This is a genomic window from Streptomyces ipomoeae 91-03, assembly GCF_000317595.1.
Classification (GTDB): Bacteria; Actinomycetota; Actinomycetes; order Streptomycetales; family Streptomycetaceae; genus Streptomyces; species Streptomyces ipomoeae.
Window position 1 is genome coordinate 1 of record NZ_AEJC01000415.1, and the last position, 22321, is coordinate 22321.

Genomic DNA, 22321 nt, shown 5'->3' on the forward strand with positions numbered 1-22321 from the left:
TCGCGCACATCAGGTTGCCGCCGCACTCGGCGACGATGCCCCGGACGCCGGCCGCGACCGCGCCGCGCATCACGGTGGTGCCGGGCGGCAGGTCGAGCACGGTTTCCGTGCCGTCCTGTTGCACATAGGTCACCTTGGGCATGGCGGGGTATTCCTCTCGGAGCAAGGGGGTGAGGGAGTGGCCAGGGCGCTACCGCGCCGCGTCAGGGGCGCTGGGGGCGTGGGGCTGTGTCGATATGCGGCTCCGCCGCATGGGCACGACCAGCCCCCGCCGGCCCGCGGGTTCATCACCGTGTTTCCAGCGGAGCGCCTACTCGGTGGCCACCGGGCTGACGATGAAGTTGCTGAAGCCGCCGTTGCGCCGCGCCGTGCCGCTGATGGCGTCGTTGACGCGCTCCAGCGGGTACACCTCGTGTTCGAGCGGGCTGAGGTCGAGCAGCCCGGCGGCCACCATGTCCGCCATGACCTGGCCCTCGCCGGAGGTGAACCACGCCGAGCCGATCAGCCGCAACTGCTGGTCCATCATGCGGTGGACGTCGATCGGGACGTCACCGGCGATGGCGCCGATGTTGACCGCGATACCGCCGCGCGCCAGCGCCCGCATGCCCGCGAGGAACGTCTCGTGCGGGGCGCCCGGGCCGAGCGCGTCGATGTAGATGTCCGCGCCATAGCCGTCGGTCTGCTCGCGGACCCACTCGTCGAGCGGGCCGTCGTCGAGGGAGTGCAGGTGGAAGCGGCCGGGGGCCAGTTTGTCGACCTGCTCCAGCAGGTTCCGGTCCCGGCCGGTGCCGTAGACGTGGGTCAGTCCCATGGCGGGCGCGAGCAGCGCGGCGGCGATGCCGAGGGTGCCGCTGATGCCGTTGACGAGGATCGTCTTGCCGGGCCCGGCGTCGGCCTTGCGCAGCGCCGAGTACATGGTGCCGATGTAGCCGAAGCGGGCGGCGGCGTTGAAGGACAGCTGCTCGGGCAGTTTCACCAGCGCGTACGCCGGGGCCACCATGTACTCGGCGAGGCCGCCCTGGTAGCGGTCGAGGAGGTTGACGGCCGACTTGGAGAAGCCGAAGTAGCCGGCGAAGGCGTAACTGGCGCAGTTGATGGAGTCGTTGTCGCGGCAGGAGCGGCACGACCCGCAGGAGCGGCCCGGGTTGACGTAGACCCGGTCGCCCACCTCGAAGCCCTCGACTCCCTCGCCGACCGCGTCGATCACCCCGGCCGGGTCCAGACCGAAGATCGCCGGGAGGGTCGGCAGCGGGCTGTGCGGGAACCAGGTCGTCCACATCGTCAGGATGTTGGCGAGGTTCGGCACGATGTTCACGGCGTGCACGGCCACGCGTACGTCACCGGGGCCCGGAGCCGGCACGGGGACCCGCTCGATCCGCATGGGCTCTCCGACGTCGTGCATCCGCGCTGCCCGCATGGTCTCGGTCATGGTCTCTCCTGGGTGTGCTGAGTCTCGGTGGTGGTGTTGCCGCCAGTCGTCGTGGGGTCGCTGGTGGTGTCGTCCGAAGGGGCGGCCAGTTCGGTGAGCGCGCGCCGCTGGAGTTTTCCGGTGGCCCCTCGGGGCAGTGCCGGGACGACGCAGAGCCGTCGCGGCCACTTGTGCCGGGCGAGCCGGCCGTCGAGATGTCGGCGGACGTCGTCGAGCGTCGGCTCGGGCGCGTTCGCGACGAGGTATGCGGTGACGAGCTCGCCCCAGACGGGGTCCGGCGCGCCGCCGACGGCGACCTCGACCACGCCGGGCAGGTCGATCAGGGCGTTCTCGACCTCGGCGGGGTCGACGTTCTCGCCGCCGGTGATGATCAGTTCCTTGACCCGTCCGACGACTTCGAGCCGCCCCCGCTCGTCGTACCGTCCGCGGTCCCCGGTGTGGAACCAGCCCTCCGCGTCGGTGACGGGCAGGGTTCCCGTGCGTGTCCAGTACGAGGCCGCCACGGACGGTCCACGCAGCCAGATCTCGCCGACGCCGTCGACGGGTGCGGCGGCGCCCTTGTCGTCCACGACGAGCAGTTCGACGTGCGGCACGGGTGGTCCGGCGGACGTCGGCCGGTCGGCGACCTCGTCGAACACGGCGTAGGTGACACCGGCGCTGGACTCGGTGAGGCCGTACGAGTTGACGACCTTGACCCCGCGTTCGAGGAGCCGGGTCGTGGTCGCCGACATCGCCGGTGAGCCGCCCGCCAGGACCCAGCGCAGCGAGTCGAGGTCGGGGTCGTCGAAGCGGGCGTGCCGGGTGAGGAGGGACAGCATGGCCGGTACGGCGAAGGCCGCGGTCACTCCGTGGTCCCGGACCAGGTCGATGAACAGGTCGCCGTCGAACTTCGGTGCCAGGACGACGGTCCCGCGTTCGGCCCAGGTGTACTGCGGAAGCCCGCCGAGGACGGCCACATGGGCCAGCGGGGTGGCGACCAGGACGACGTCGTCCTCGGTCACCGGCAGCCGGGCCATCCCGTTGACCATGCTCCAGTGGAGGTTGTCGTGGGTGAGCGCGGCGCCCTTGGGGCGTCCGGAGGTCCCGGAGGTGAACGCGATGATCGCGACGTCGGAACCGGCGGGCGGTGCGTCGGCCTCCGCCGGGGGTGTGTCTGCGGCGCTCAGCTCCTCCCAGGTCAGATGGACTCCCGGGCCCTCGGGCAGCGTCTGCAGGAACCGGCCGTCGGCGACGACGGCACGTGGCGTGGTCTCCTCGCGGACGACGGCCAGTTCACGCCCCGTCAGCTGGGGATGGACGGGTACGAGGACCGCGCCCATCCGCGTCACGGCGAACATCGTGACGATGGCCTCGGGCCGGGCCTCCCCGCGCATCACCACGCGGTCGCCCCTGCGCACACCGCGGTCGGCGAGGCGGCCCAGCGTGCGCCGGATCGCGAGGTCCAGCTCCGCGTAGGTCCAGGTCCGGTCCTCGAAGACGAGGGCGACCCGGTCGCCGGCCTCGGCCGCGTTCGCGACGAGGCGGGCGCCGAACCAGGTGCCCGGCGGGGCCGTCCGTCCGGTGGCGGCCCGGCTGATGTTCTCGGACAACGTGGCTCCTAGTGGTCCTTGCGCTGCCAGCGGACGGGAAGGTTCAGCAGTCCGCGGAAGACCCAGCCGCCGGCCCTCACCGGCTCCTGCGGGGCGAGTTCCAGGCCGGGCAGCCGGCGGAAGAGGGTGGGCCAGGCGATCTCGCCGACCTCGTGGCGGGCCACCCAGGTGCCCATGCAGAAGTGGGGTCCGCCGCCGAAGGCGAGGTGGCCCCGCTGCTCGCGGTCGATGTCGAAGCGGTCGGCACCGGGGAAGACGTCCTCGTCCCGGTTGCCGGAGCCGATGACCAGGGCGACCCGGGAACCGGCCGGGACACGGGTGCCGGAGAGTTCGATGTCCTCGGTGGTCTGGCGGGGGTACATGCCGATCGGGGAGATCCAGCGGACCGTCTCCTCGAAGACATGCCGCCATCTGGCCGGGTCGGCCTCGACCGCCGCGCGCTGCTCGGGGTGGGTGAGCAGCGCCCAGACTCCGGCGGTCAGCACATCGCGGGGTTCGTTGATGCCGCCGCCGATGATGACCTTGATGTTGTTCTTGATCTGCTGGAGGGTGGGCGGGTCCTCGGCGTGCAGCATCGAGGAGATCACCGAGCCGTCCGGTTCGTCGCGCAGCCGTCGTACGGCTTCGTCGACGGCCTCCTCGACGGCGCCGGCCGCCGCGAGGGCGCGGTCCCAGACCTCGGGGATGTCGGCGTAGTTGCTGTTGCCGTCCATCATGTCCTGCGACCAGCGGATCATGTCCGCGGCCGGGACCTGTGGGATCCCCAGCAGATGCGCCAGGTTGGCGGCGGCGAAGGGCCCCGCGAAGTCGGCGAACAGGTCGGCCTCGCCCTTGTCGACGAAGGAGTCGATCAGTTCGTCGGCGGTGCGCTGGAAGACCGGGCTCCAGTCGGTGCGCACCCTGCGGGGCCGGGCCGGCGGCTCGGCGGCGGCCCGCAGCCTGCGGTGCTCGGGGTCGTCCTCGCGGAGCATGTTGGCGCCCATGACCTTCAGGACCAGTGAGTCCTTCTCACGGGAGCTGAAGAGCTCCGGGTGCTGCTCGGCGAAGACGATGTCCTCGTGCCGGGTGATCAGATAGCGGCCGACGGCGGGGACCCAGGTGACGGGGGCCTCGGCGCGGAGCCTGCGGTAGATGGGGTAGGGGTCGTCCCAGAGTTCTTCGAGCCGGATGCCTCGCGCGAAGTCGTTCGCGTGGCCGTGCTCGGGTTTCGCGTGTGTCGTCACGACGCTCGCCTCCCGTGGTGTCGTACGTGACTCGTCCGTGCTTCCCCGGGCGGGCCGCCCATCGATTACGGCCCGCCCGGGGTGCTCAGCGGTACGCCGCGAGGCCCGTGACTGACTCTCCGACGACCAGGGTGTGGATCTCCTCGGTGCCCTCGTAGGTGAGCACCGTCTCCAGGTTGTTGGCGTGGCGCAGCACCGGGTACTCGGTGGTGATGCCGTTGGCGCCGAGTACGGTGCGGGCCGAGCGGGCGATGTCGAGGGCGGCGCGCACATTGGCGAGCTTGCCGAGGCTGACCTGCTCGGGGCGGAGCTTCCCGGTGTCCTTGAGGCGGCTCAGGCGCAGGGCGAGCAGCTGGGACCGTACGAGGTCTACCTGCATATGGGCCAGCTTCTCCTGGGTGAGCTGGAAGCCGCCGATCGGCCGCCCGAACTGCTCTCGGGTGGTGGAGTATTCGAGCGCCGAGAGGTAGCAGGTGCGGGCGGCGCCGACGACTCCGCACAGGATGCCGAAGCGGGCCTCGGACAGGCAGGACAGCGGTCCGCGCAGTCCGGTGACGCCCGGCAGCACCGCGTCGCCCGGCAGTCGTACGTCCTCCAGGTGCAGTTCGGCGGTGACCGAGGCGCGCAGGGAGAGCTTGCGGTGGATCTCGCTGGTGGTGAAGCCGGGGGTGCCCTTGGGGACGAGGAAGCCGCGGATGCCTTCCTCGGTGCGGGCCCAGACGATCGCGATGTCGGCGATGGACCCGTTGGTGATCCACATCTTGGTGCCGTTGAGGACCCAGTCGTCGCCGTCGCGCTTGGCGACCGTGCGCATGCCGCCGGGGTCGGAGCCCTGGTCGGGTTCGGTGAGCCCGAAGCAGCCGATCGCCTCACCGGAGGCCAGCTTCGGCAGCCACTGCTGCTTCTGTTCCTCCGAGCCGTAGCGGTGGATGGGGAACATCACCAGGGAGCCCTGCACGGAGACGAAGCTGCGCAGCCCCGAGTCGGCGGCCTCCAGTTCGCGGCAGGCCACGCCGTACGCGGTGGCGCTCGCCCCGGCACAGCCGTAGCCCTCCAGGTGCATGCCCAGCAGGCCCAACTGTCCTAGTTCCGGGGCTAGTTCGGAGGTGGGGAACGTGCCCGTCTCGAACCATTCGGCCACCCGGTCGGTGACCTTGTCCTTGACGAAGGCGCTGACGGTGTCGCGGATGAGCCGTTCGACGTCGTCGAGTTCGCCGTCGAGTTCGAGGGCGTCGGTGGGGTCGAGGTGCGGCATCAGACGGTCCTCCGGGCGCCGATGAGGACGAACAGCGCGACGGCGGGGGCGTCGGAACGGTTGCGCCAGGCGTGCCGGGTGCCGTTCTGGATGACGATGTCGCCCGGGGCGAGGGTGGTCTCGTTGCCCGCGTCGAGTTCGAGGACGATCTCGCCCTGGAGGAGGACGCCGTAGTCGACGGTGTCGGTGGTGTGCATACCGGGCGCGTCCGGCTCGAACAGCTCGGCGAGGCCGGGGCTGGTCTCCAGTCGCTCGGCGGCGGCTGCCGCGAAGTCGAAGCCCTCGGTCATGTACACCGTGTCCGGCGGGATGACCAGGTGGATCAGCCGGGTCTCGCCGGGTGCGGGCACGTAGGAGGCCACGGCGGGTGTGGGATCGATGCCGTCGAAGGGGACGGTGGGCTCGGCCGGTGTCGACCAGACCAGGGAGTTGGCGAAGCCCGGCGTGTGCTTCAGCTCGTATGCGCGCGGGGCGGGGCCGTCCTGGACGACGGCGGCCTGACCGTTCTCGTCCAGACCGGTGACGATTCTGCGGGGCATGGTGCGTACTCCTCGTTGAGCGTGCGGGGTGGTGTCTGCCGGGGGCTCGCCCGCCGTTCGCGTCCCCACGGGGTCGGATGGGGGGAGCCCTGTCGGGTGCGTGATCTCGTGGGCGTTCAGAGCCCTGCGGCCTCGGCGAAGGCGCGCAGTTCGCGGGTGTTGTCGGGCCCGGCCGGCTGGTAGGCGACCGTGGTGGCGCCCGAGGCCTCCAGTTGCCGCAGGCGCCCGCGTATCTGCTCCGGTGTGCCGGTGGCGGTGGCGGCCTCGATCGCCTTCGGGGTGATGAAGGGGCGCTCCTCGGGGGTCACCCCGATCAGGTGCTCCCGATGTGTCTCGATGTGCCGGCGCTGCTCCGGGACGGTGGCGAGCCAGGCCTGGTAGCCACGTACCTCGTCGGTGCCGGCGAGCGGGCCGAAGTCGCCGAGGTGCAGGGCGAGGGCGGCGCCGGGTCCGGCGGCGTCGACGACCCGGGGGTCGGTGAGCCCCGCGCCCTCGTCGAGGACCGTGCCGTAGGCGGTGACCACGACCCGGCCCTCGAAGGGGATCGGCTCGGAGCTGTGGCTGGGGTTGGTGACGACGCCGTCGGCGACCCGGCTCGCGACGGCGAAGCCCTTGGGTCCGTGCGCGGCGGCGAGGACCGGTACGTCGGTGACGGGGGCGAGCCCCGAGTGGCCGGGGAAGGTCAGGGCGATCCTGGCTCCTTCCCAGTCGATCTCGTCCCCCGCCATCAGGGCGCGCAGCGCCACGATGTACTCCTCGACCTCCGCCCAGCGGGCTCCCCGGCGGCCGAGCAGGGCCGCGCTGGTGAAGCCGGCGCCGACCACGACGTCCACCCGGCCCGGGGCGAGCGCCGCGAGGGTCACCGCGGCGGCGGCGTTGTCGACGAGGTGGCGCAGCTTGGGGGTGACCACGGCGACGCCCAGCCGGATCCGGGAGGTGCGGTCCGCCGCCCGGCCCAGGGTCATCCAGACGTCCGCGAACAGGGCCGGCGAGTCGTACACGTAGGCGTAAGTGAAGCCGAGTCGCTCGGCCTCCGCGATGTGGTCCGGGGTGGCGGTGGTCGGTGCGAACAGACAGCCGATGTCCATCGTTCCTCGCAGCGGGTGCGGGGCGTCATTGCCCATGAAGCGGAACAGGTCGGGGAGAACTTGCGGAATCCGTGGAACTTGCGGAGAACCTAAGCGTCAGGGTTCTAATCGTCAAGAGTCTTACGATTTTGCCGGGAGATGCCCCGAGTGTGACCCGAGGGGAGCCTCCGGACAGCTCGAAACCGCCGGTCAGGAGGGTGTGAGCAGTCCGGAAGCCGTCGAACGGCGGACTACGCCGGGTGCTCCTGGTTCACCATCTTCCCCAGCAGGGCGACCAGCTGGGAGATCTCCTGGTCCTCCAATACACCCGTCCAGGCGTGCTCGCGCTCGGTCTGGCCCTCGATGGCCTTGTGGAGCATGGTCAGGCCGGACTCGGTGAGCGAGACACGGACGAGCCGTCGGTCGCCCTGCTCGCGGCGTCGCTCGACGAGGCCGCGTTCCTCAAGGGTGTTGATGGCGCTGGAGACGCTGGCGCGCGAGGTGCCGGAGATACGGGCGATCTCCCGCTGTTCCAGGTCCCCGAAGACCCAGAGGGTGTTCATGATCCGGAAGCCGGCCCAGGTCATCCCGAGCGGCCGGTGCACGGAGGCCTCGAAGTCCTGTACGAGGCGGGCGACGAGCCGGGTGAGGTGGGTGACCAGCGCGACGCCGTCGAGCTGGCGGTCCGTGTGGCCCATCTCCTGGTGACGGGCCCGTACCTTGTCGGCGAACTCGCGGGAGCGCGGGTGGTCTACGGCGTCGCCTGTGTGGGCGTCCGACACGTGGGGGCTCCCTTCGTCGCTCGCATCGTAACAGCGCCTCGCGGGCTCACCGGCTGATCGGATTGCGCATCGTACCGACGCCCGGCAGCTCGGTCGTGAGCGTCATCCCGGGCTCCAGGTACAGCCGCGGGACGCGTCGGACGCCGCAGCCGGCCGGGGTTCCCGTGAAGACGAGGTCGCCGGGTTCCAGGGTCACGTACCGGGAGAGCCAGGAGACCAACTCGGGGACGCTGAAGATCAGATCGGAGGTACGGCCGCGCTGCACCTCCAGGTCGTCGACCCAGCCCGCGATCTCGATGTCGTCCGGGTCGTCGAACTCGTCGACGGTGGCCATCAGCGGGCCGCACGGGGTGAAGGTGTCGTAGGACTTGGCGAAGGTGAACTGGTTCAGCGGCTTGCGCCACTGCTCACGTCGGTCGGTGATGTCCTGGCCGGCGGTCACGCCCGCGACGCCCTCCCACACCTCCGCCGGGTCCACGGCACGCATGGCCTTTCCGATGACGACCACGACCTCGGCCTCGAAGTCGCACTTGTCGATGCCCTCGGGCACGATCACCGGCTCGTACGGTCCGGCCAGCGAGCTGGTGAACTTCCCGAAGGCGGTGGGCTGGTCGGGGACGGGGATGCCCGACTCCTCGGCGTGGCCGCGGTAGTTGAGCGCCACGGCGAGGATCTTCGGGGCCCGCGGGGAGACCGGGCCGAGGAGCTTCTCGTCGTACTCGGCGAGGTCGGCGTCGTTCGCCTCCTTGACGAGCCGTCGCAGCGCGTCGTGGTTCTTGAGGTCGTAGAGCACCGCGGGGTCGGGGCCGAGCGCCCCGTTACTGGCCTTCTCCACGTCGAGGGCACGGTCGCCGACGATGATCGTGGCCCGGCCGGCGAGGTTGGCGAGCTTCATGAGGTCTGTCTCCTACGAGGATGGGAGGGGCTACGGCACAGTGGGCGCCGGCAGCGGGAGTTCCGTGCGCAGAGCGGCGATGTCCGGCTCGGGCCGGACGCGGAAGGCGTTGATCGCCATCGCCACGGTCTGGTACTGGCCGACCGTGTAGACGAGGTCGATGAGCTGCTCGGTACCGAGCCGGTCCCGCAGCTGCTTCCAGACGCCGTCGTCGAGGTCCGCGCCGCCGACCAGTTGATCGGTGGCCCGCAGCAGGACCCGCTCGGTGTCGTCGAAGCCGGTGGGCTCGGGGGCGCCGAGTGCGCGGATCTCGTCGTCGGACACCCCGGCGCGGCGGGCGATCCGGACGTGCTGCAGCCACTCGTACTCGGCCTGGGCGAGCCAGGCGACCCGCAGGATCACCAGTTCGCGCCAGCGGACGGACAGCGTGTTCTTGCCCAGGACGTGGTTGCCGAAGACGAGGAAGCGGCGCAGTGCGTCCGGGTGCGCGGCGAGCGTCGTCCAGATCGCGTAGATGTCACCGCCCGCCTCGGCGTTGCGGTACGGCTCCAGGGCCGTCAGCGCCTTCTCCGGGATGTCCTTCTCCGCCACGGGAGTAAGGCGCGGCTCAGACACAGGCATGGGGGTCGCCCTTCGTGGCGGCCGGGGCCGTCATGACGGTCGGCCGACGTCGTCGTGACGGCGGTGGGCCGTCGTCGGATGCCCCGACCGTAGATAGATAGAACTCTGACAGTCAAGGGCCTTGCGATCCTTCGCGAGAAGTTCGTCAGAGTCTTGATAATTAGAACTCTGACAACTAGCTTCGGGCAGCGGGCGGCCCCCAGTCCCTCGCGTTCTCACGGGCGGGGCCTCGACCAGTGGAGGTTTCGATGAGTATTCGCAGCCTGGGCTATCTCGGTATCGGCACGCCCGATCCGGACGGCTGGGTCGCGTACGCCAGTGACGTGATCGGCACCATGCCCGCCGGCCCGCCCGGTTCCCCCGAGGAACGGCGGCTGCGCCTTGACGAGCACCCCTACCGGTTCAGCGTGGAGCCCGCCGAGCACGGCGGTGTCACGTACATCGGCTGGGAGGTCGGCGACCGGGCCGGTCTGGACCGTGTCGTGGCGCGGCTGCGGGCGCACGGCGTGGAGGTCCACGAGGGGACGGCCGAGGAGTGCGCCGACCGGCAGGTGGACCGCATGCTGTGGTTCGCCGGGCCGTGCGCCGTGCGCACCGAGCTGTTCATCGGGCGGCGCGTCGCCGCGACCCCGTTCGTCTCCCCGCTGGGCGTCACCTTCGTGACCGGCCACCAGGGCATGGGCCATGTGGTGCTGAAGTCCCCGCAGGCCATGGAGGCGGTGGACTTCTACCGCGACGTCATGGGCTTCCGGCTCAGCGACGTGACCCATCTGCCACTGGGCGGCACCTTCTACTTCATGGGCTGCAACCCGCGCCACCACAGCATCGCCTTCGTGGAGTCCCGCAAGCGCGAGGGCACCCACCATGTGCTGTGCGAGGTGTCGAGCATGGACGAGGTCGGCCGCGCCCACGACCGGGCCCGTGAGCACAAGGTCCCGCTGATGGCGACGCTCGGCCGGCACTCCAACGACGGGATGTTCTCCTTCTACATGCGCTCCCCCGCCGGCTTCGGCATCGAGGTGGGCGCCGAGGGCCGCCAGGTCGACGACGCGACCTGGGTGAGCCGGGTCTACACGGCCGACATCTGGGGCCACCACGCCGTCGCGGACGGCGACGACGGATACGCCGGGACGGTGGGCACCGTCCGCACACCCGCCACCGAGGGGACGACCCGATGACCGCACTGCGCAGCTACGTACAGGACCGGTGGCACACCCCCACCGACGAGGGAGCGCCCGTCCACGACGCGGTCACCGGCGAGGTGATCGCCCATGTCTCCTCCGCCGGTGTCGACATGGCCGCCGCACTGCACCACGCCCGCACGGTCGGCGGCCCGGAGCTCCGCGCCCTCTCCTTCCACCGGCGGGCAGCGCTGCTGGCGGACCTCGCCTCGTATCTGCGGGGCCACCGCGAGGAGTTGTACACGCTGTCCCGCACCACGGGGGCGACGCTCTTCGACTCGAAGTACGACATCGACGGCGGCATCCGCGTCGTCCAGCACTACGCGGCCCTGGGCGAGCGCGAACTGCCGGGCGGCGACGAGGGACTGGTCCACGTCGAGGGTGCCCAGGAGGGCCTGAGCCGGGACGGCAGTTTCCTCGGCGGCCACATCCTCACCCCGCTGCGGGGCGCGGCGATCCAGATCAACGCCTACAACTTCCCCGTGTGGGCACCCCTGGAGAAGCTGGCCCCGGCGCTGCTGGCCGGTGTGCCGAGCCTCGTCAAGCCCGCGACCCAGACCTGCCGGCTCACCAGCCGCCTCATGGAACTCGTCGTGGAGTCGGGCCTGTTGCCGCCGGGCAGCCTGCAGTTCATCTGCGGCAGCGCGGGCGACCTCCTCGACCACGTCACCGAACAGGACCTGGTGTCCTTCACCGGCTCGGCGGCCACCGCCCAGCGGCTGCGCACGCATCCGGCCGTCGTACGGCAGGCCGTGCGGTTCAACGCCGAGGCGGACTCGGTGAACTGCTCGGTCCTCGGCCCCGACGCCACGCCCGGCACCCCCGAATTCGAACTGTACGTCGACCAGTTGGTCACCGAGATGACCGTGAAGGCGGGGCAGAAGTGCACGGCGATCCGCCGCGCGATCGTCCCCGCCGAGCTGATGGACGCGGTGAGCGAGGCCGCCGCCGCACGCCTCGCCGAGGTGGTCGTCGGCAACCCGACGGACCCGACCGTGACCATGGGCGCCCTGGCGAGCCTCGGCCAGCGCGAGGAGGTGCGCCGGTGTGTGAAGACGCTGCTCGACTCGGCGCGGCTGGTCTCGGGCGACCCGGACCGGGTGGACCCGGTCGGCGCCGACTCCGAGCGCGGCGCGTTCCTCACTCCCCTGCTGCTGCGCTGCGACGACCCCGGTGCCACCGCCCCGCACGAGGTGGAGGCGTTCGGCCCGGTCAGCACGCTCATTCCGTACACCTCGCCGGAGCACGCCGTCTTCCTGGCGGCCCAGGGCCGGGGCAGCCTCGCCGCGTCCGTGGTCACCGGTGACCCGGCGTTCGCCCGCGAGGTGGTCGTCGGTCTCGCCCCCTGGCACGGCCGGGTCCTCGTCCTGGACACCGAGTCGGCCAAGGCGTCCACCGGCCATGGCTCCCCGCTGCCCGCGCTGATCCACGGCGGCCCCGGCCGGGCCGGCGGCGGTGAGGAGATGGGCGGCATCCGCGGAGTCCTGCACCACATGCAGCGCACCGCCGTACAGGGCGGTCCGGGCATGCTCAGGGCGCTCACCGGCCGCGCGTAGCCGTACGTACGACCCCTCGTACCCCGTGCGGGTCGTATCCCCCGAAGGTCGTACACCGCTGAATGACGGAGACCCTTGCCATGACCTTTTCTCTCGCCACCCACCGCGTGGACGGCACCCCCACGCCGGTCCTGTCCGTCGACGGCCGTCACTGGGCCCTCGCGGACGTCGCCCCGGAGGCCCTGCGGCCGGAGCCCGCGCGCGGTCTGATGAACGTGTTCGACCACTGGGAGCGGACCGAGCCGATCCTCGTCGAGGCCGCCGAACGCCTCGCCGACGGCACGGACACCACCCGGCCGCTCCCCGCCCCGGCCGCCCTCGAAGACGTGCTCACTCCCCTCCAGTACCCCCGCAAGGTGGTGATGACGGGGGCGAACTACTACGACCACATGGAGAAGGACGGCGGTCACACCGACTGGGAGAAGGACAAGAAGATCCCCCTGTTCTTCTTCAAGCCCCCGACCACGTCTCTGGTCGGGCCGGGGAAGACGGTGCGGTATCCGGAGCAGTCGGAGAAGTTCGACTACGAGTTGGAGCTGGCGGTGGTGATCGGCAAGAGGGGCCGTCATCTGACGTTGGACAACGCGATGGAGTACGTGGCCGGGTACACGATCGCGATCGATCTGTCCGCCCGGGACTGGCAGCGCCACCCCAAGCACCTGGTGAAGTTCGACCTGTTCGGCGGCAAGGCCTTCGACGACAGCTGCCCGCTGGGCCCGGCCGTCGTCCCGGCCCGGTTCGTCGACGAGAACGACCTGCGCCTGCGGTTCTGGCTCAACGGCGAGCCCAGGCAGGACGCCAACACCCGGGACATGATCTGGTCCATCCCCGAGCAGCTGGTGAAGATCACCGAGCATCTGACCCTGGAACCCGGGGACGTGGTCTCCACCGGCACCCCCGCCGGCGTCGGCCTGGGCACCGGCCAGTGGATGAAACCCGGCGACCTCCTCGAAGGCGAGATCACCGGCCTCGGCCGCCTCACCGTCGAGATCACCAAGGCGGCCGAGTAGATCTGCCCTCACTCACGTCGGCAACGATCAAGGGGGATCGGCATGCCTCTGCGTTCACGTCGCGGTTCCCGGGCCATACGGTCCGGCTCCCGTGCCTACGGCGAGTCCGGAGTGCCGACGCCCACGCTACTGGCGCTCGCCCTGGCGTACGCGGTGGCTCCGCTGGCCACGGACATGTATCTGTCGGCCTTCCCCCGGATGATCGACGACCTGGACACCGGGGTCAGCGGTGTCCAGCTGACGCTGACGGCCTTCATGGTCGGGCTGGCCACCGGACAGCTGCTGATCGGGCCGCTGTCCGACCGCTGGGGACGGCGGCGGCCCATGCTGGCGGGCACCGCGGTGAGCGCGCTCGCCGGGCTGCTCTGCGCCCTGGCCCCCTCCGTCGAACTCCTCACGGCGGCCCGCTTCCTCCAGGGCTTCGGTGGTGCCGCCGGCATCGTCATCGCCCGTGCGGTGATCACCGACCGGACCGTGGAGACGGGGACGCGGGCGACGGGGACGGCGGGAAGCGGGGCCCCCGCCCCCGGGGGCCAGGGATTCTGGTGATCACCGGTGGGGTGGCCCCCGTGGTGGCCCCGCTGATCGGCGGGGCGGTCCTCGGCGCCGCCGGTTGGCGCGGGATCTTCCTGGTGCTGACCGCTCTGGCCGTACTGACCTGCTGCGGGGTCTTCGTCCGCGTACCCGAGACCCTTCCGCCACGACTGCGGCACGGCGGCGGCCTCACGACCACCTTCCGCACCATGGGCGGACTGTTCTCCGACCGCTCCTACCTCGGATACGCCCTGGCGTACGGCTTCGGATTCGGCGTCCTCTACTCCTATCTCGCGGCGTCGCCCTTCGTGTACCAGCACGTCTACGGTCTCTCCACCGGCGCCTACACAGTGGCGCTCGCGGTCAACGCCTTCGGTTTCACTTCCACCGGGGCCGTCAACCGCAGGATCGTCGGCCGCTTCGGCCCCCGGGCCCTGTTGCGTGTCGGACTCACGGCGATGCTGATCTGCTGCGCCGTGCTGTGTGTGTTGGCGGCGAAGGGGCGGCCTCCGTTCCTCCCGGCTGTCGTCCTGATCTATCTGACTGCGTCCTCCCTCGGTCTGGTGGCCGCCAACGCCACGGCCCTCGCCACCGCGCGCGCCCCGCACGCGGCGGGCAGCGCCTCGGCGCTGCTGGGCGCGCTGCAGTTCGGGCTGGCCGCGCTCGTGGCACCCCTCGTGGGTCTGGGCGGCGAGGGGACGGCACTGCCGATGGCGGCCACCATGACGGCCTCGGTCTGTGTGGCGTCTCTGGGCGGCCTGCTGCTCGCGCGACGGGACCGCCCCCCGCGTGAAGGAGGTCGTACCGACGTCGGAGTCGTTCAAGCCGGCCCGAGTCAGGACGGCGGCTGATCCATGGCCGCCAGGGTCTCGCGCGCGTACTGGGCGAAGGACCGTGCTCGGGGAGTGGGTGTGACGGTGGAGGCGTGGGCGATCACGACCTTGACCTCCTCCAGCACATCGCTGAGCGGCACCGAGACCAGCGGCAGTCCCTCGAAGCTGGTCTCGGTGGGCCAGCGCTGCACCAGCATGGAGTAGCCGAGGCCACGGGCGACGAGGCTCCGTACGGCCTCGATGCTGGAGGTGCTGTAGCGGATGTTCGGCCGCACGCCGACGCTGCGTGTCCAGCGCTCGGCGTTGCCGGGGGCCGGGGGGTCGGCGTAGACGATCAGGGGCTCGTCGGCGAGTTCGGTCAGGGAAACGGTGTCGCGGTCGGCCAGGGGATGGCGGGGCGGGAGGATGACATACGGTCTGCTCGTCCGCACCGTCGTGCACGTCAGGCCGGCCTCCGCCCCGGTCTCGTACAGGAAGGCCAGGTCGCAGGCGCCTTCGAGGAGTGCCTGACGGATCTCCTGCTGGGAGCCGTCGAGGAAGCGCAGGTCGACGGCCGGGTGAAGGCGGGTGAAGCCGTCGACCAGGGGTGGGATCAGGAACGGGGAGAGGGTCGCGTAACAGCCGATCGTCAGCCTTCCCGCCAGCTGCCCCTTCTCCGCCTTGGCACCGGCCCTGAGGTCCTCGGCCAGGGCCAGTACGGCCTGGGCGTGTTCCAGGACGCGGGTGCCGGCCTCGGTGAGGAAGACGCCCTTGGCCCGCCTCCGCACCAGCAGCTGCACACCCAGCCGGCGCTCCAGGTCGGCGATGGCCGTGGAGATCCCCGCCTGCGAGGCGTGGCACTGCACGGCAGCCGCGCTCATCGAGCCGGTGGCGGCCACGGCGACGAAGTACTCCAACTGCCGGAGCGAGAAATCAGCGGTCACGTTCCCAGGCTTAACACGGTCGATCGTGTCAGTCGTGCGGCGCCTGCCCGCTCACCCGGTGGTCGGCGTGGCTGAGTGCTTCGAGGACCAGGCGGCGCAGGTGCCCGTCGCTGAGGCGGTAGTGGATGTGGCGCCCCTCCCGGCGGGTGTCCACGAGCCCGGCGAGCCGCAGCTTGGCCAGGTGCTGGCTGACCGCGGTGCGGGAGGCCTCGCAGCGTTCGGCGAGGGAACCGACGTCGGACTCGCCCTGGGCGAGGAGCCAGAGGAGATGCAGCCGGGTGACGTCGGAGAGCATCGCGAACACTCCGGTCGCCTCGGTGAGCCGCGCGCTGTCGGGGGCGCGCAGATGCGCACCGGATGCAGCTGACACGGCGTGGCGTTCGGGCATGCGCCCAGCCTAGAGCCATGGGATGGCAGCACACCCACTCCAGCCATAATGTGCGCACTTGCGCACATGATGGCTACACTCGTCGATATCAGCCCGGACCCGTCGTGCCGAGGGGAGCCGTTTCCCATGCTCACCGTTCTCCGCCATCGCGCCTACCGGCACCTCTTCGCCGCCCAGGTCATCGCCCTGGTCGGCACCGGACTCGCGACCGTCGCGCTCGGTCTGCTGGCGTACGACCTCGCGGGCGCCGACGCCGGTTCGGTGCTCGGTACCGCACTCGCGATCAAGATGGTGGCGTATGTGGCGATGGCCCCGGCCGTCGGCGCGGTCGCCGATCGGTTGCCGCGTCGGGCGCTCATGGTGTCGGCGGATCTGATCCGCGCCGGGGTGGCCGTGTTCCTGCCGTTCGTCGACCAGATCTGGCAGGTGTATGTCCTGGTCTTCCTTCTCCAGTCCGCCTCGGCCGCGTTCACGCCCACGTTCCAGGCCGTCATCCCCGATGTACTGCCCGAGGAGCGCGAGTACACGCGGGCCTTGTCGCTGTCGCGGCTCGCTTACGACCTGGAGAGTCTGTTCTCCCCCGCGTTGGCAGCCGCTTTGTTGTCGGTCATGACTTACAGCCGGCTGTTCACCGGGACCGTGTTCGGTTTCCTCGCCTCGGCCGCGCTGGTGGCGACCACCGTGCTGCCCGAGCGGGCCGCCCGTGTCGCACCGTGCGCCGGCCGGCGTACCCGCGTGGGCTCCCGTGTCTTCCTCGCCGTCCCCCAGCTGCGATCCCTGCTCGCCCTCAACCTCGCGGTCGCGGCGGCCGGTGCGATGGTGACCGTCAACTCCGTCGTCTACGTCCGTGACGTCCTGGGGTTGTCGGAGGGCGCCGTGCCGCTGGCGCTCGGGGCGTACGGGGCCGGGTCGATGGTCGTGGCCCTGGTTCTGCCGCGGGTGCTGGACAAGGTGCCGGACCGGGCGGTGATGTTGCCGGGCGCGCTGTCGCTGGTTGTCGTCTTCGCCGGGTCGGGGGTCGTCACCGCGGCGTCGGGCGGGAGTTGGCGGCTGCCGGTGCTGCTGGGCCTCTGGGCGGCGTTCGGTGCCGCGTGCTCGGCTGTGCTCACCCCGACCGGGCGGCTCATCCGCCGCTCGGTGGAGCCCGGGGAGCGGACGGCCGCGTTCGCCGCCCAGTTCTCCCTGTCCCACGGCTGCTGGCTGCTGACGTACCCCCTGGCCGGCTGGCTCGGAGCGGCGGCCGGCCTCGACTGGGCGGTACTCGCCCTGGGTTCGATCGCGCTGGCCGCCGCCCTGCTGGCCGTACGGCTCTGGCCTTCACGGCCCGTGCCCCATGTGCACGCCGACCTTCCCCTCGGCCACCCCCATCTCGTGGGTGCCCTCCGTGTACCGACGGGCTGGCGGCACAGCCACGGGCCGCCGGCGGACGGTCTGCACGCGCGGTCGTAGGGCCGCGCGGTCCGGCGGGCCGGGGCGAGGCCCCGCAATCAGCGGGCCGGGGCGGGCTGTGCGCCCCGGCCCGAAGGTCAGACGCTCAGGGCCGCCCGTACCGTCTGCTCGGCGCCGGTGCCTCCCTCTCCCGAGGAGGTGACCCGGCCCGCTTCGAGGACGTAGTACCGCTGGGCCGCCCGCATGGCGAAGCCCACGTGTTGTTCGACGAGGAGGACGGAGAGGCCCCCTCGGCCGGTCAGGGCGAGGATCGTTTCCTCGATCTCGGTGACGACGGAGGGCTGGATGCCCTCGGTCGGTTCGTCGAGGAGGAGGAGTTTCGGGCGGGTGATCAGGGCGCGGGCGATGGCGAGTTGCTGGCGCTGGCCGCCGGAGAGCAGACCGGCGCGGCGGCCGGAGAGTTCGCGCAGGACGGGGAAGAGGTCAAGGGCCTCGGCGACGGCCGCCTTGCCGTCGGGGCGGCCGTCGGCGACGAGTCGGAGGTTCTCGGCGGTGGTGAGGTGAGGGAAGGACTGCTGGCCCTGGGGGACGTAGGCCATTCCCCTGGCGACGCGCTGGTGCGGGGCGAGGTGGGTGATGTCCTCGCCGTTCAGCAGGACGCTGCCGCTCCTGGGCTTGAGCAGGCCCATGGCGGCGCGCAGGAGGGTGCTCTTGCCGGCGCCGTTGTGGCCGAGGACGGTGGCGACGCCGTCGGTCGGGACGGAGACGGTGACGCCGTGCAGCACGGTCGTGCGGTCGTAGCCGGCGTGGACGGAGTTCAGCTCCAGCATGGGGGTCACGCCTCCTGGGTCGAGGGAACGGGGTCGGGGTCGGAGGCGCGGCCCAGGTAGACCTCCTGGACCTTGGCGTCGGCCTGTACCTCGGCGACGGTGCCCTCGCTGAGCACCTTGCCGGCGTGCAGGACGGTGACGCTGCGGGCGAAGGAGCGCATGAAGTCCATGTCGTGCTCGATGACGACGACGGTGTGGTCGGCGCTGATGCGTTGCAGGAGTTCGCCGGTGGCCTCGCGTTCGTCGTGGCTCATGCCGGCGACCGGTTCGTCGAGCAGCAGCAGTCTCACGTCCTGCACGAGCAGCATGCCGATCTCCAGCCACTGCTTCTGGCCGTGGGCGAGCACACCCGCCGGGCGGTCGCGGAGGTCGGTCAGGCCGGTGGTCTCCAGGGCGCGCACGACTTCCTCGGGGACGCCCTTGCGGCGGCGCAGCATCGTCCACGCGCCGCGGCCGGCGCCGGCCGCGATGTCGAGGTTCTGCAGAACCGTCAGTTCCTCGAAGACCGTGGCCGTCTGGAAGGTGCGGCCGATGCCCATGCGGGCGATCCGGTGCACGGGTCTGCCGATGAGTTCCGCGCCGCCGAAGCGGACCGAGCCGGCCGCCTTCACCAGGCCGGTGACGGCGTCGACGAGGGTGGTCTTGCCAGCGCCGTTCGGGCCGATGAGGAAGCGCAGGTCGCCGGGGTGGATGTCGAGATCGACGCCGTCGACGGCCTTGAACCCGTCGAACGTCACCCGCAGATCGCGGACGGTCAGTCCCTCGCCGCTCATGCCGTTCCTCCGGTGGGTGTCGTGGTCGTGGGGGTACGGCGCCCGCGCACCACGCTCGCCAGGGAGGCCAGGCCACCGGGCAGGAAGCCGACCGCCACGACGAACAGCAGGCCCTGGAGGTACGTCCAGGCCGCGGGGAACGCGTCGGAGAGCGTGCTCTGCGCCCAGGCCACCGCGACGGCGCCGAGTACCGCGCCCACGAGCGAGGCCCGGCCGCCTACGGCCGCGCCGATGACGAAGCCGATGGACGGGACGACGCCGATCAGGGCCGGGGAGATGATCCCGACGGCCGGTACGAAGAGGGCGCCCGCGAGTCCGGCCATGCCGGCGGCGACGACGTAGGCGACGAGCTTGACGTTCGCGGGGTCGTAGCCGAGGAAGCGGACGCGCTCCTCGGAGTCCCGTACGGCGACGAGGAGTTCGCCGTAGCGGCTGACGAACAGTTGGCGGGCGGCGGCCATCAGCAGGAGCAGGGCCGCGGCGATGATGAAGTACACGGTCCGCTGGTTGGCGGGGTCGCCCAGGTCGTAGCCGAAGAAGCCCTGGATGTCGGTGAGGCCGTTGGTGCCGCCGGTGGTGGCCTGCTGGCCGACGAGCCAGATGGCGAGGGCCGCCGCGAGCGCCTGGCTGAGGATCGCGAAGTACGCGCCCTTCACCCGACGGCGGAAGACGAAGAAACCGAGCAGCGCGGCGACCGCCATGGGCAGCAGCACGGTCATGGCGAGGGCGAAGGCCGGGTCGGCGAAGGGCTTCCACCACCAGGGCAGGGTGTCGCCGGTGCCGTACAGCTGCATGAAGTCGGGCAGGGTCTGGCCGGTGGCGGCGGCGTCGGCGAGCTTGAGGTGCATGGCCATGGCGTAGCCGCCGAGGCCGAAGAAGACGCCCTGGCCGAGGACGAGCAGTCCACCGCGGCCCCAGGCGAGGCTGACGCCGACCGCGACGATCGCGTAACACAGGTACTTGGCGAGGAGGTTGAGCCGGAAGTCGGAGAGGACGAGCGGGGCGACGCCCATGAGCAGGACCGCGCCGAGGAGGAAACCGCCGGGGACGCGGAAGCGTTCGAGGCGGGACGGCGACGGCTGTGCGGCGGGAGTCGTCTTCGTCGGGGGGAGGGTTGTCGTCATGCCAGGCTCCGGGTGCGCAGTGTGTACAGGCCCTGGGGTCGCCACTGGAGGAAGGCGACGATCGCCACGAGGACGGCGACCTTGGCGACGCTGACGGTCGTCGAGTACTCCAGGACCGACTGGAGCACGCCGAGCGCGAAGGCGGTGATGACGCTGCCCTTGAGCTGGGCGACTCCGCCGACGACCACGACGAGGAAGGCGTCGACGATGTAGTTGGTGCCCATCGTCGGGCCGATCGGGCCGACCAGGGTCAGCGCGACACCGGCCACGCCCGCGAGGCCCGAGCCGATGAAGAAGGTCATGCGGTCGACGCGGCCGGTGGCGATGCCGGACACCTCGGCGAGGTCGCGGTTCTGCACGACGGCCCGGATACGGAGGCCGAGCGGCGTCAGCCGCAGGATCAGAGTGAGGCCGAGAACGCACAGCAGGGCGAGGCCGAGGATGAACAAACGGTTGTTCGCCAAGGTGATGCCGCCCACCGAGACGTTGCCGGTGAGCAGGTCCGGGGCGCGGGTCTGGACGTTCGGGGCGCCGAAGATGTCGCGGGCCAGCTGCTGGAGCATCAGGGAGACGCCCCAGGTGACCAGCAGGGTGTCCAGCGGCCGGGTGTACAGGCGCCGGATGAGCAGCCACTCCAGCAGCGCGCCCAGGGCGCCGGCCACCAGGAAGGCGACGGGCAGGGCGACGAGGAGGGAGACGCCGGCGCCGCTGATGGACTTCTGCAGCACGTACGTGGTGTAGGCGCCGGCCATGATGAACTCGCCGTGTGCCATGTTGATCACGCCCATCTGACCGAAGGTCAGGGTCAGGCCGAGGGCGATCAGCAGGAGGACGGCACCGATGCTGATGCCGGTGAAGGACTGGGTGAGGATGACCGTCATGAAGCGGCTCCGGGTTGGGGGCGGGGGCGAGGAACCGTTCGGGTGCCGGCTCCGTTCGGTTCAGGAGAGGCCGGAGGCCCAGGCGTAGCCCTTCAGATACGGGTCCGGCTTGATCGGCTTGCCCGAGTTCCAGACCTCGGTGATCAGACCGTCGGCGCCGACCTTGCCGATGCGGGCCGTTTTGTAGACGTGCTGTGTGGCACCGTCGACGGTGACCTTGCCCTCGGGGGCGTCGAGTTCGATGCCGTCGGAGGCCGACTTCACCTTCGCCACATCAAAGGAACCGGACTTTTCGACCATCTCCTTCCACAGGTAGACGGAGATGTAGGCGGCCTCCATGGGGTCGCTGGTCGGCTTGTCCTTGCCGTACGCGGCCCGGTACGCCTTCACGAACTTCTCGTTGGCCGCGCCCGGCGTGGTCTCGTAGTAGTTCCAGGCGGTCAACTGGCCTTCCAGATACTGGGTGCCGATGCTCTTGACCTCCTCCTCGGCGATCGACACCGACAGCACCGGCAGGCTCTTCGCGGTGAGCCCGGCGGACTTGTACTCCTTGAAGAAGGCCACGTTGCTGTCACCGTTGAGGGTGTTGAACACGGCGTCCGCGCCGGCGTCCTTGACCTTGTTGACGATGGTGGCGAACTCCGTGGAGCCGAGCGGCGCGTAGTCCTCGCCGACCACCGTCATGCCGTTGGCTTTCGCGTACGCCTTGATGATCTTGTTGGCGGTGCGCGGGAAGACATAGTCGCTGCCCACCAGATAGAGCCGGGTCAGGCCCTGCTTCTTGAGGTAGTCGAGGGCGGGGACGATCTGCTGGTTGGTGGTGGCGCCGGTGTAGAAGATGTACGGGGACTGCTCCAGCCCCTCGTACTGCACGGGGTAGAACAGGAGCGACTTGTAGCGCTCGAAGACCGGCTTGACGGCCTTGCGGCTGGCGGAGGTCCAGCAGCCGAAGGTGGCGACGACCTTGTCGTCGGTGATCAGCGCCTCCGCCTTCTCGGCGAAGGTCGGCCAGTCCGAGGCGCCGTCCTGGCTGATGGGCTTCAGCTTCTTGCCCAGGACGCCACCGGCGGCGTTGATCTCCTTCACGGCGAGCAGCAGCGCGTTGTGGACCGTCACCTCGCTGATGGCCATGGTGCCCGAGAGCGAGTTCAGCAGGCCCACCTTGACGGTGTCGCCGGAGGTGTCCGCCTTGGCGCCGGAGGTCGACGTGGCACTGCCGGTCTTGGCGCCGCAGGCGCTGAGGGCGGCCGTCGCGCCGAGCGCGGACGCGCCCGCGAGGAGACCGCGTCTGCTGATGCTGAGCCCGGACATGCAATACCTCCTTGCCCCTGAAGGGCGTTGTGAAGAGGAGCGGAAGAATCGGGGAGAAATTAAGGGAAGAATCTTCAAGAGCGAAGACTGCACCCACAGCCTGCGAGGAAACTGTTTCACCTGCGTTTCGACGCAATTGAAGAACAGTTTCCAGGGGAAGTATTTCCATGACCGAAAAAGGGAGGAGC

Annotated in this window: 22 protein-coding genes; 6 read left to right on the forward strand and 16 right to left on the reverse strand. The window is 70.7% G+C overall.

Annotation, left to right across the window (positions count from 1 at the left end):
* Positions 1 to 310 precede the first annotated feature (310 nt).
* The 9 genes from STRIP9103_RS27500 to STRIP9103_RS27540 all read right to left on the reverse strand — a co-directional run bounded on the left by STRIP9103_RS27500 (position 311) and on the right by STRIP9103_RS27540 (position 9400).
* A complete protein-coding gene (locus STRIP9103_RS27500; protein ID WP_009324885.1) occupies positions 311 to 1429 on the reverse strand; it encodes an alcohol dehydrogenase catalytic domain-containing protein in 1119 nt (372 codons plus the stop codon).
* A complete protein-coding gene (locus STRIP9103_RS27505; RefSeq protein WP_009324867.1) occupies positions 1426 to 3018 on the reverse strand; it encodes a class I adenylate-forming enzyme family protein in 1593 nt (530 codons plus the stop codon). The genes STRIP9103_RS27500 and STRIP9103_RS27505 overlap by 4 nt, the downstream gene beginning before the upstream one ends.
* Positions 3019 to 3026: 8 nt before the next feature.
* Positions 3027 to 4241 carry a cytochrome P450 gene (locus STRIP9103_RS27510; protein ID WP_009324917.1) on the reverse strand — a complete coding sequence of 405 codons (1215 nt, stop codon included), beginning with the start codon at positions 4239 to 4241 and terminating at the stop codon, positions 3027 to 3029.
* Positions 4242 to 4326: 85 nt separating this feature from the next.
* A complete protein-coding gene (locus tag STRIP9103_RS27515) occupies positions 4327 to 5496 on the reverse strand; it encodes an acyl-CoA dehydrogenase family protein (protein ID WP_009324896.1) in 1170 nt (389 codons plus the stop codon).
* Positions 5496 to 6035 carry a cupin domain-containing protein gene (locus STRIP9103_RS27520; protein WP_009324817.1) on the reverse strand — a complete coding sequence of 180 codons (540 nt, stop codon included), beginning with the start codon at positions 6033 to 6035 and terminating at the stop codon, positions 5496 to 5498. Before STRIP9103_RS27520 ends, STRIP9103_RS27515 begins: the two co-directional genes overlap by 1 nt.
* 116 nt (positions 6036 to 6151) lie before the next feature.
* Positions 6152 to 7159, reverse strand: a complete 1008-nt coding sequence (locus tag STRIP9103_RS27525) for an LLM class flavin-dependent oxidoreductase (protein ID WP_199790583.1) — start codon at positions 7157 to 7159, stop codon at positions 6152 to 6154.
* Between the two features lie 194 nt (positions 7160 to 7353).
* Complete coding sequence (locus STRIP9103_RS27530) at positions 7354 to 7884, reverse strand: MarR family winged helix-turn-helix transcriptional regulator (RefSeq protein ID WP_009324879.1); 531 nt, start codon at positions 7882 to 7884, stop codon at positions 7354 to 7356.
* A 46-nt stretch (positions 7885 to 7930) separates the two neighbouring features.
* Complete coding sequence (locus STRIP9103_RS27535) at positions 7931 to 8779, reverse strand: fumarylacetoacetate hydrolase family protein (protein ID WP_009324823.1); 849 nt, start codon at positions 8777 to 8779, stop codon at positions 7931 to 7933.
* A 30-nt stretch (positions 8780 to 8809) separates the two neighbouring features.
* Complete coding sequence (locus tag STRIP9103_RS27540; RefSeq protein ID WP_063747323.1) at positions 8810 to 9400, reverse strand: carboxymuconolactone decarboxylase family protein; 591 nt, start codon at positions 9398 to 9400, stop codon at positions 8810 to 8812.
* Between the two features lie 248 nt (positions 9401 to 9648).
* Here STRIP9103_RS27540 and STRIP9103_RS27545 point away from each other — a divergent pair, with 248 nt between their 5' ends.
* The 5 genes from STRIP9103_RS27545 (at position 9649) to STRIP9103_RS50815 (ending at position 14532) form a co-directional block, all read left to right on the forward strand.
* Positions 9649 to 10578, forward strand: a complete 930-nt coding sequence (locus STRIP9103_RS27545) for a VOC family protein (protein ID WP_009324832.1) — start codon at positions 9649 to 9651, stop codon at positions 10576 to 10578.
* Positions 10575 to 12137: a phenylacetic acid degradation bifunctional protein PaaZ gene (gene paaZ / locus STRIP9103_RS27550; RefSeq protein ID WP_009324863.1), complete on the forward strand. Its 1563-nt coding sequence runs from the start codon at positions 10575 to 10577 to the stop codon at positions 12135 to 12137. The genes STRIP9103_RS27545 and paaZ overlap by 4 nt, the downstream gene beginning before the upstream one ends.
* Positions 12138 to 12217: 80 nt before the next feature.
* The gene (locus STRIP9103_RS27555) at positions 12218 to 13147 is read left to right on the forward strand and encodes a fumarylacetoacetate hydrolase family protein (RefSeq protein ID WP_048821088.1); all 930 of its coding nucleotides are present in this window, start codon (positions 12218 to 12220) and stop codon (positions 13145 to 13147) included.
* Between the two features lie 42 nt (positions 13148 to 13189).
* Positions 13190 to 13696 carry an MFS transporter gene (locus STRIP9103_RS52850; RefSeq protein ID WP_009324830.1) on the forward strand — a complete coding sequence of 169 codons (507 nt, stop codon included), beginning with the start codon at positions 13190 to 13192 and terminating at the stop codon, positions 13694 to 13696.
* On the forward strand, positions 13693 to 14532 hold the full coding sequence (locus tag STRIP9103_RS50815; RefSeq protein WP_009324873.1) for an MFS transporter: 840 nt from the start codon (positions 13693 to 13695) through the stop codon (positions 14530 to 14532). The genes STRIP9103_RS52850 and STRIP9103_RS50815 overlap by 4 nt, the downstream gene beginning before the upstream one ends.
* Here STRIP9103_RS50815 and STRIP9103_RS27565 read toward each other — a convergent pair.
* Positions 14517 to 15437, reverse strand: a complete 921-nt coding sequence (locus STRIP9103_RS27565) for a LysR family transcriptional regulator (protein WP_009324878.1) — start codon at positions 15435 to 15437, stop codon at positions 14517 to 14519. The genes STRIP9103_RS50815 and STRIP9103_RS27565 overlap by 16 nt on opposite strands.
* A gap of 28 nt (positions 15438 to 15465) precedes the next feature.
* Positions 15466 to 15825: an ArsR/SmtB family transcription factor gene (locus STRIP9103_RS27570; RefSeq protein ID WP_009324891.1), complete on the reverse strand. Its 360-nt coding sequence runs from the start codon at positions 15823 to 15825 to the stop codon at positions 15466 to 15468.
* 126 nt (positions 15826 to 15951) lie between these two features.
* Here STRIP9103_RS27570 and STRIP9103_RS27575 point away from each other — a divergent pair, with 126 nt between their 5' ends.
* Positions 15952 to 17274, forward strand: coding sequence for an MFS transporter (locus tag STRIP9103_RS27575; RefSeq protein WP_009324894.1), 1323 nt, complete (start codon positions 15952 to 15954; stop codon positions 17272 to 17274).
* 77 nt (positions 17275 to 17351) lie between these two features.
* On the opposite strand, the gene urtE is transcribed toward STRIP9103_RS27575, so the two are convergent.
* The 5 genes from urtE to urtA are packed head-to-tail and all read right to left on the reverse strand — an operon-like array spanning position 17352 to position 22133.
* Positions 17352 to 18044, reverse strand: coding sequence for an urea ABC transporter ATP-binding subunit UrtE (gene urtE, locus STRIP9103_RS27580; RefSeq protein WP_009324871.1), 693 nt, complete (start codon positions 18042 to 18044; stop codon positions 17352 to 17354).
* Between the two features lie 5 nt (positions 18045 to 18049).
* On the reverse strand, positions 18050 to 18817 hold the full coding sequence (urtD, locus tag STRIP9103_RS27585; protein WP_009324857.1) for an urea ABC transporter ATP-binding protein UrtD: 768 nt from the start codon (positions 18815 to 18817) through the stop codon (positions 18050 to 18052).
* A complete protein-coding gene (gene urtC / locus STRIP9103_RS27590; RefSeq protein WP_009324828.1) occupies positions 18814 to 19941 on the reverse strand; it encodes an urea ABC transporter permease subunit UrtC in 1128 nt (375 codons plus the stop codon). The genes urtD and urtC overlap by 4 nt, the downstream gene beginning before the upstream one ends.
* Positions 19938 to 20822, reverse strand: a complete 885-nt coding sequence (gene urtB, locus STRIP9103_RS27595) for an urea ABC transporter permease subunit UrtB (protein ID WP_009324843.1) — start codon at positions 20820 to 20822, stop codon at positions 19938 to 19940. The genes urtC and urtB overlap by 4 nt, the downstream gene beginning before the upstream one ends.
* A 60-nt stretch (positions 20823 to 20882) precedes the next feature.
* Positions 20883 to 22133: an urea ABC transporter substrate-binding protein gene (urtA, locus tag STRIP9103_RS27600; RefSeq protein ID WP_009324821.1), complete on the reverse strand. Its 1251-nt coding sequence runs from the start codon at positions 22131 to 22133 to the stop codon at positions 20883 to 20885.
* Positions 22134 to 22321: the final 188 nt, after the last annotated feature.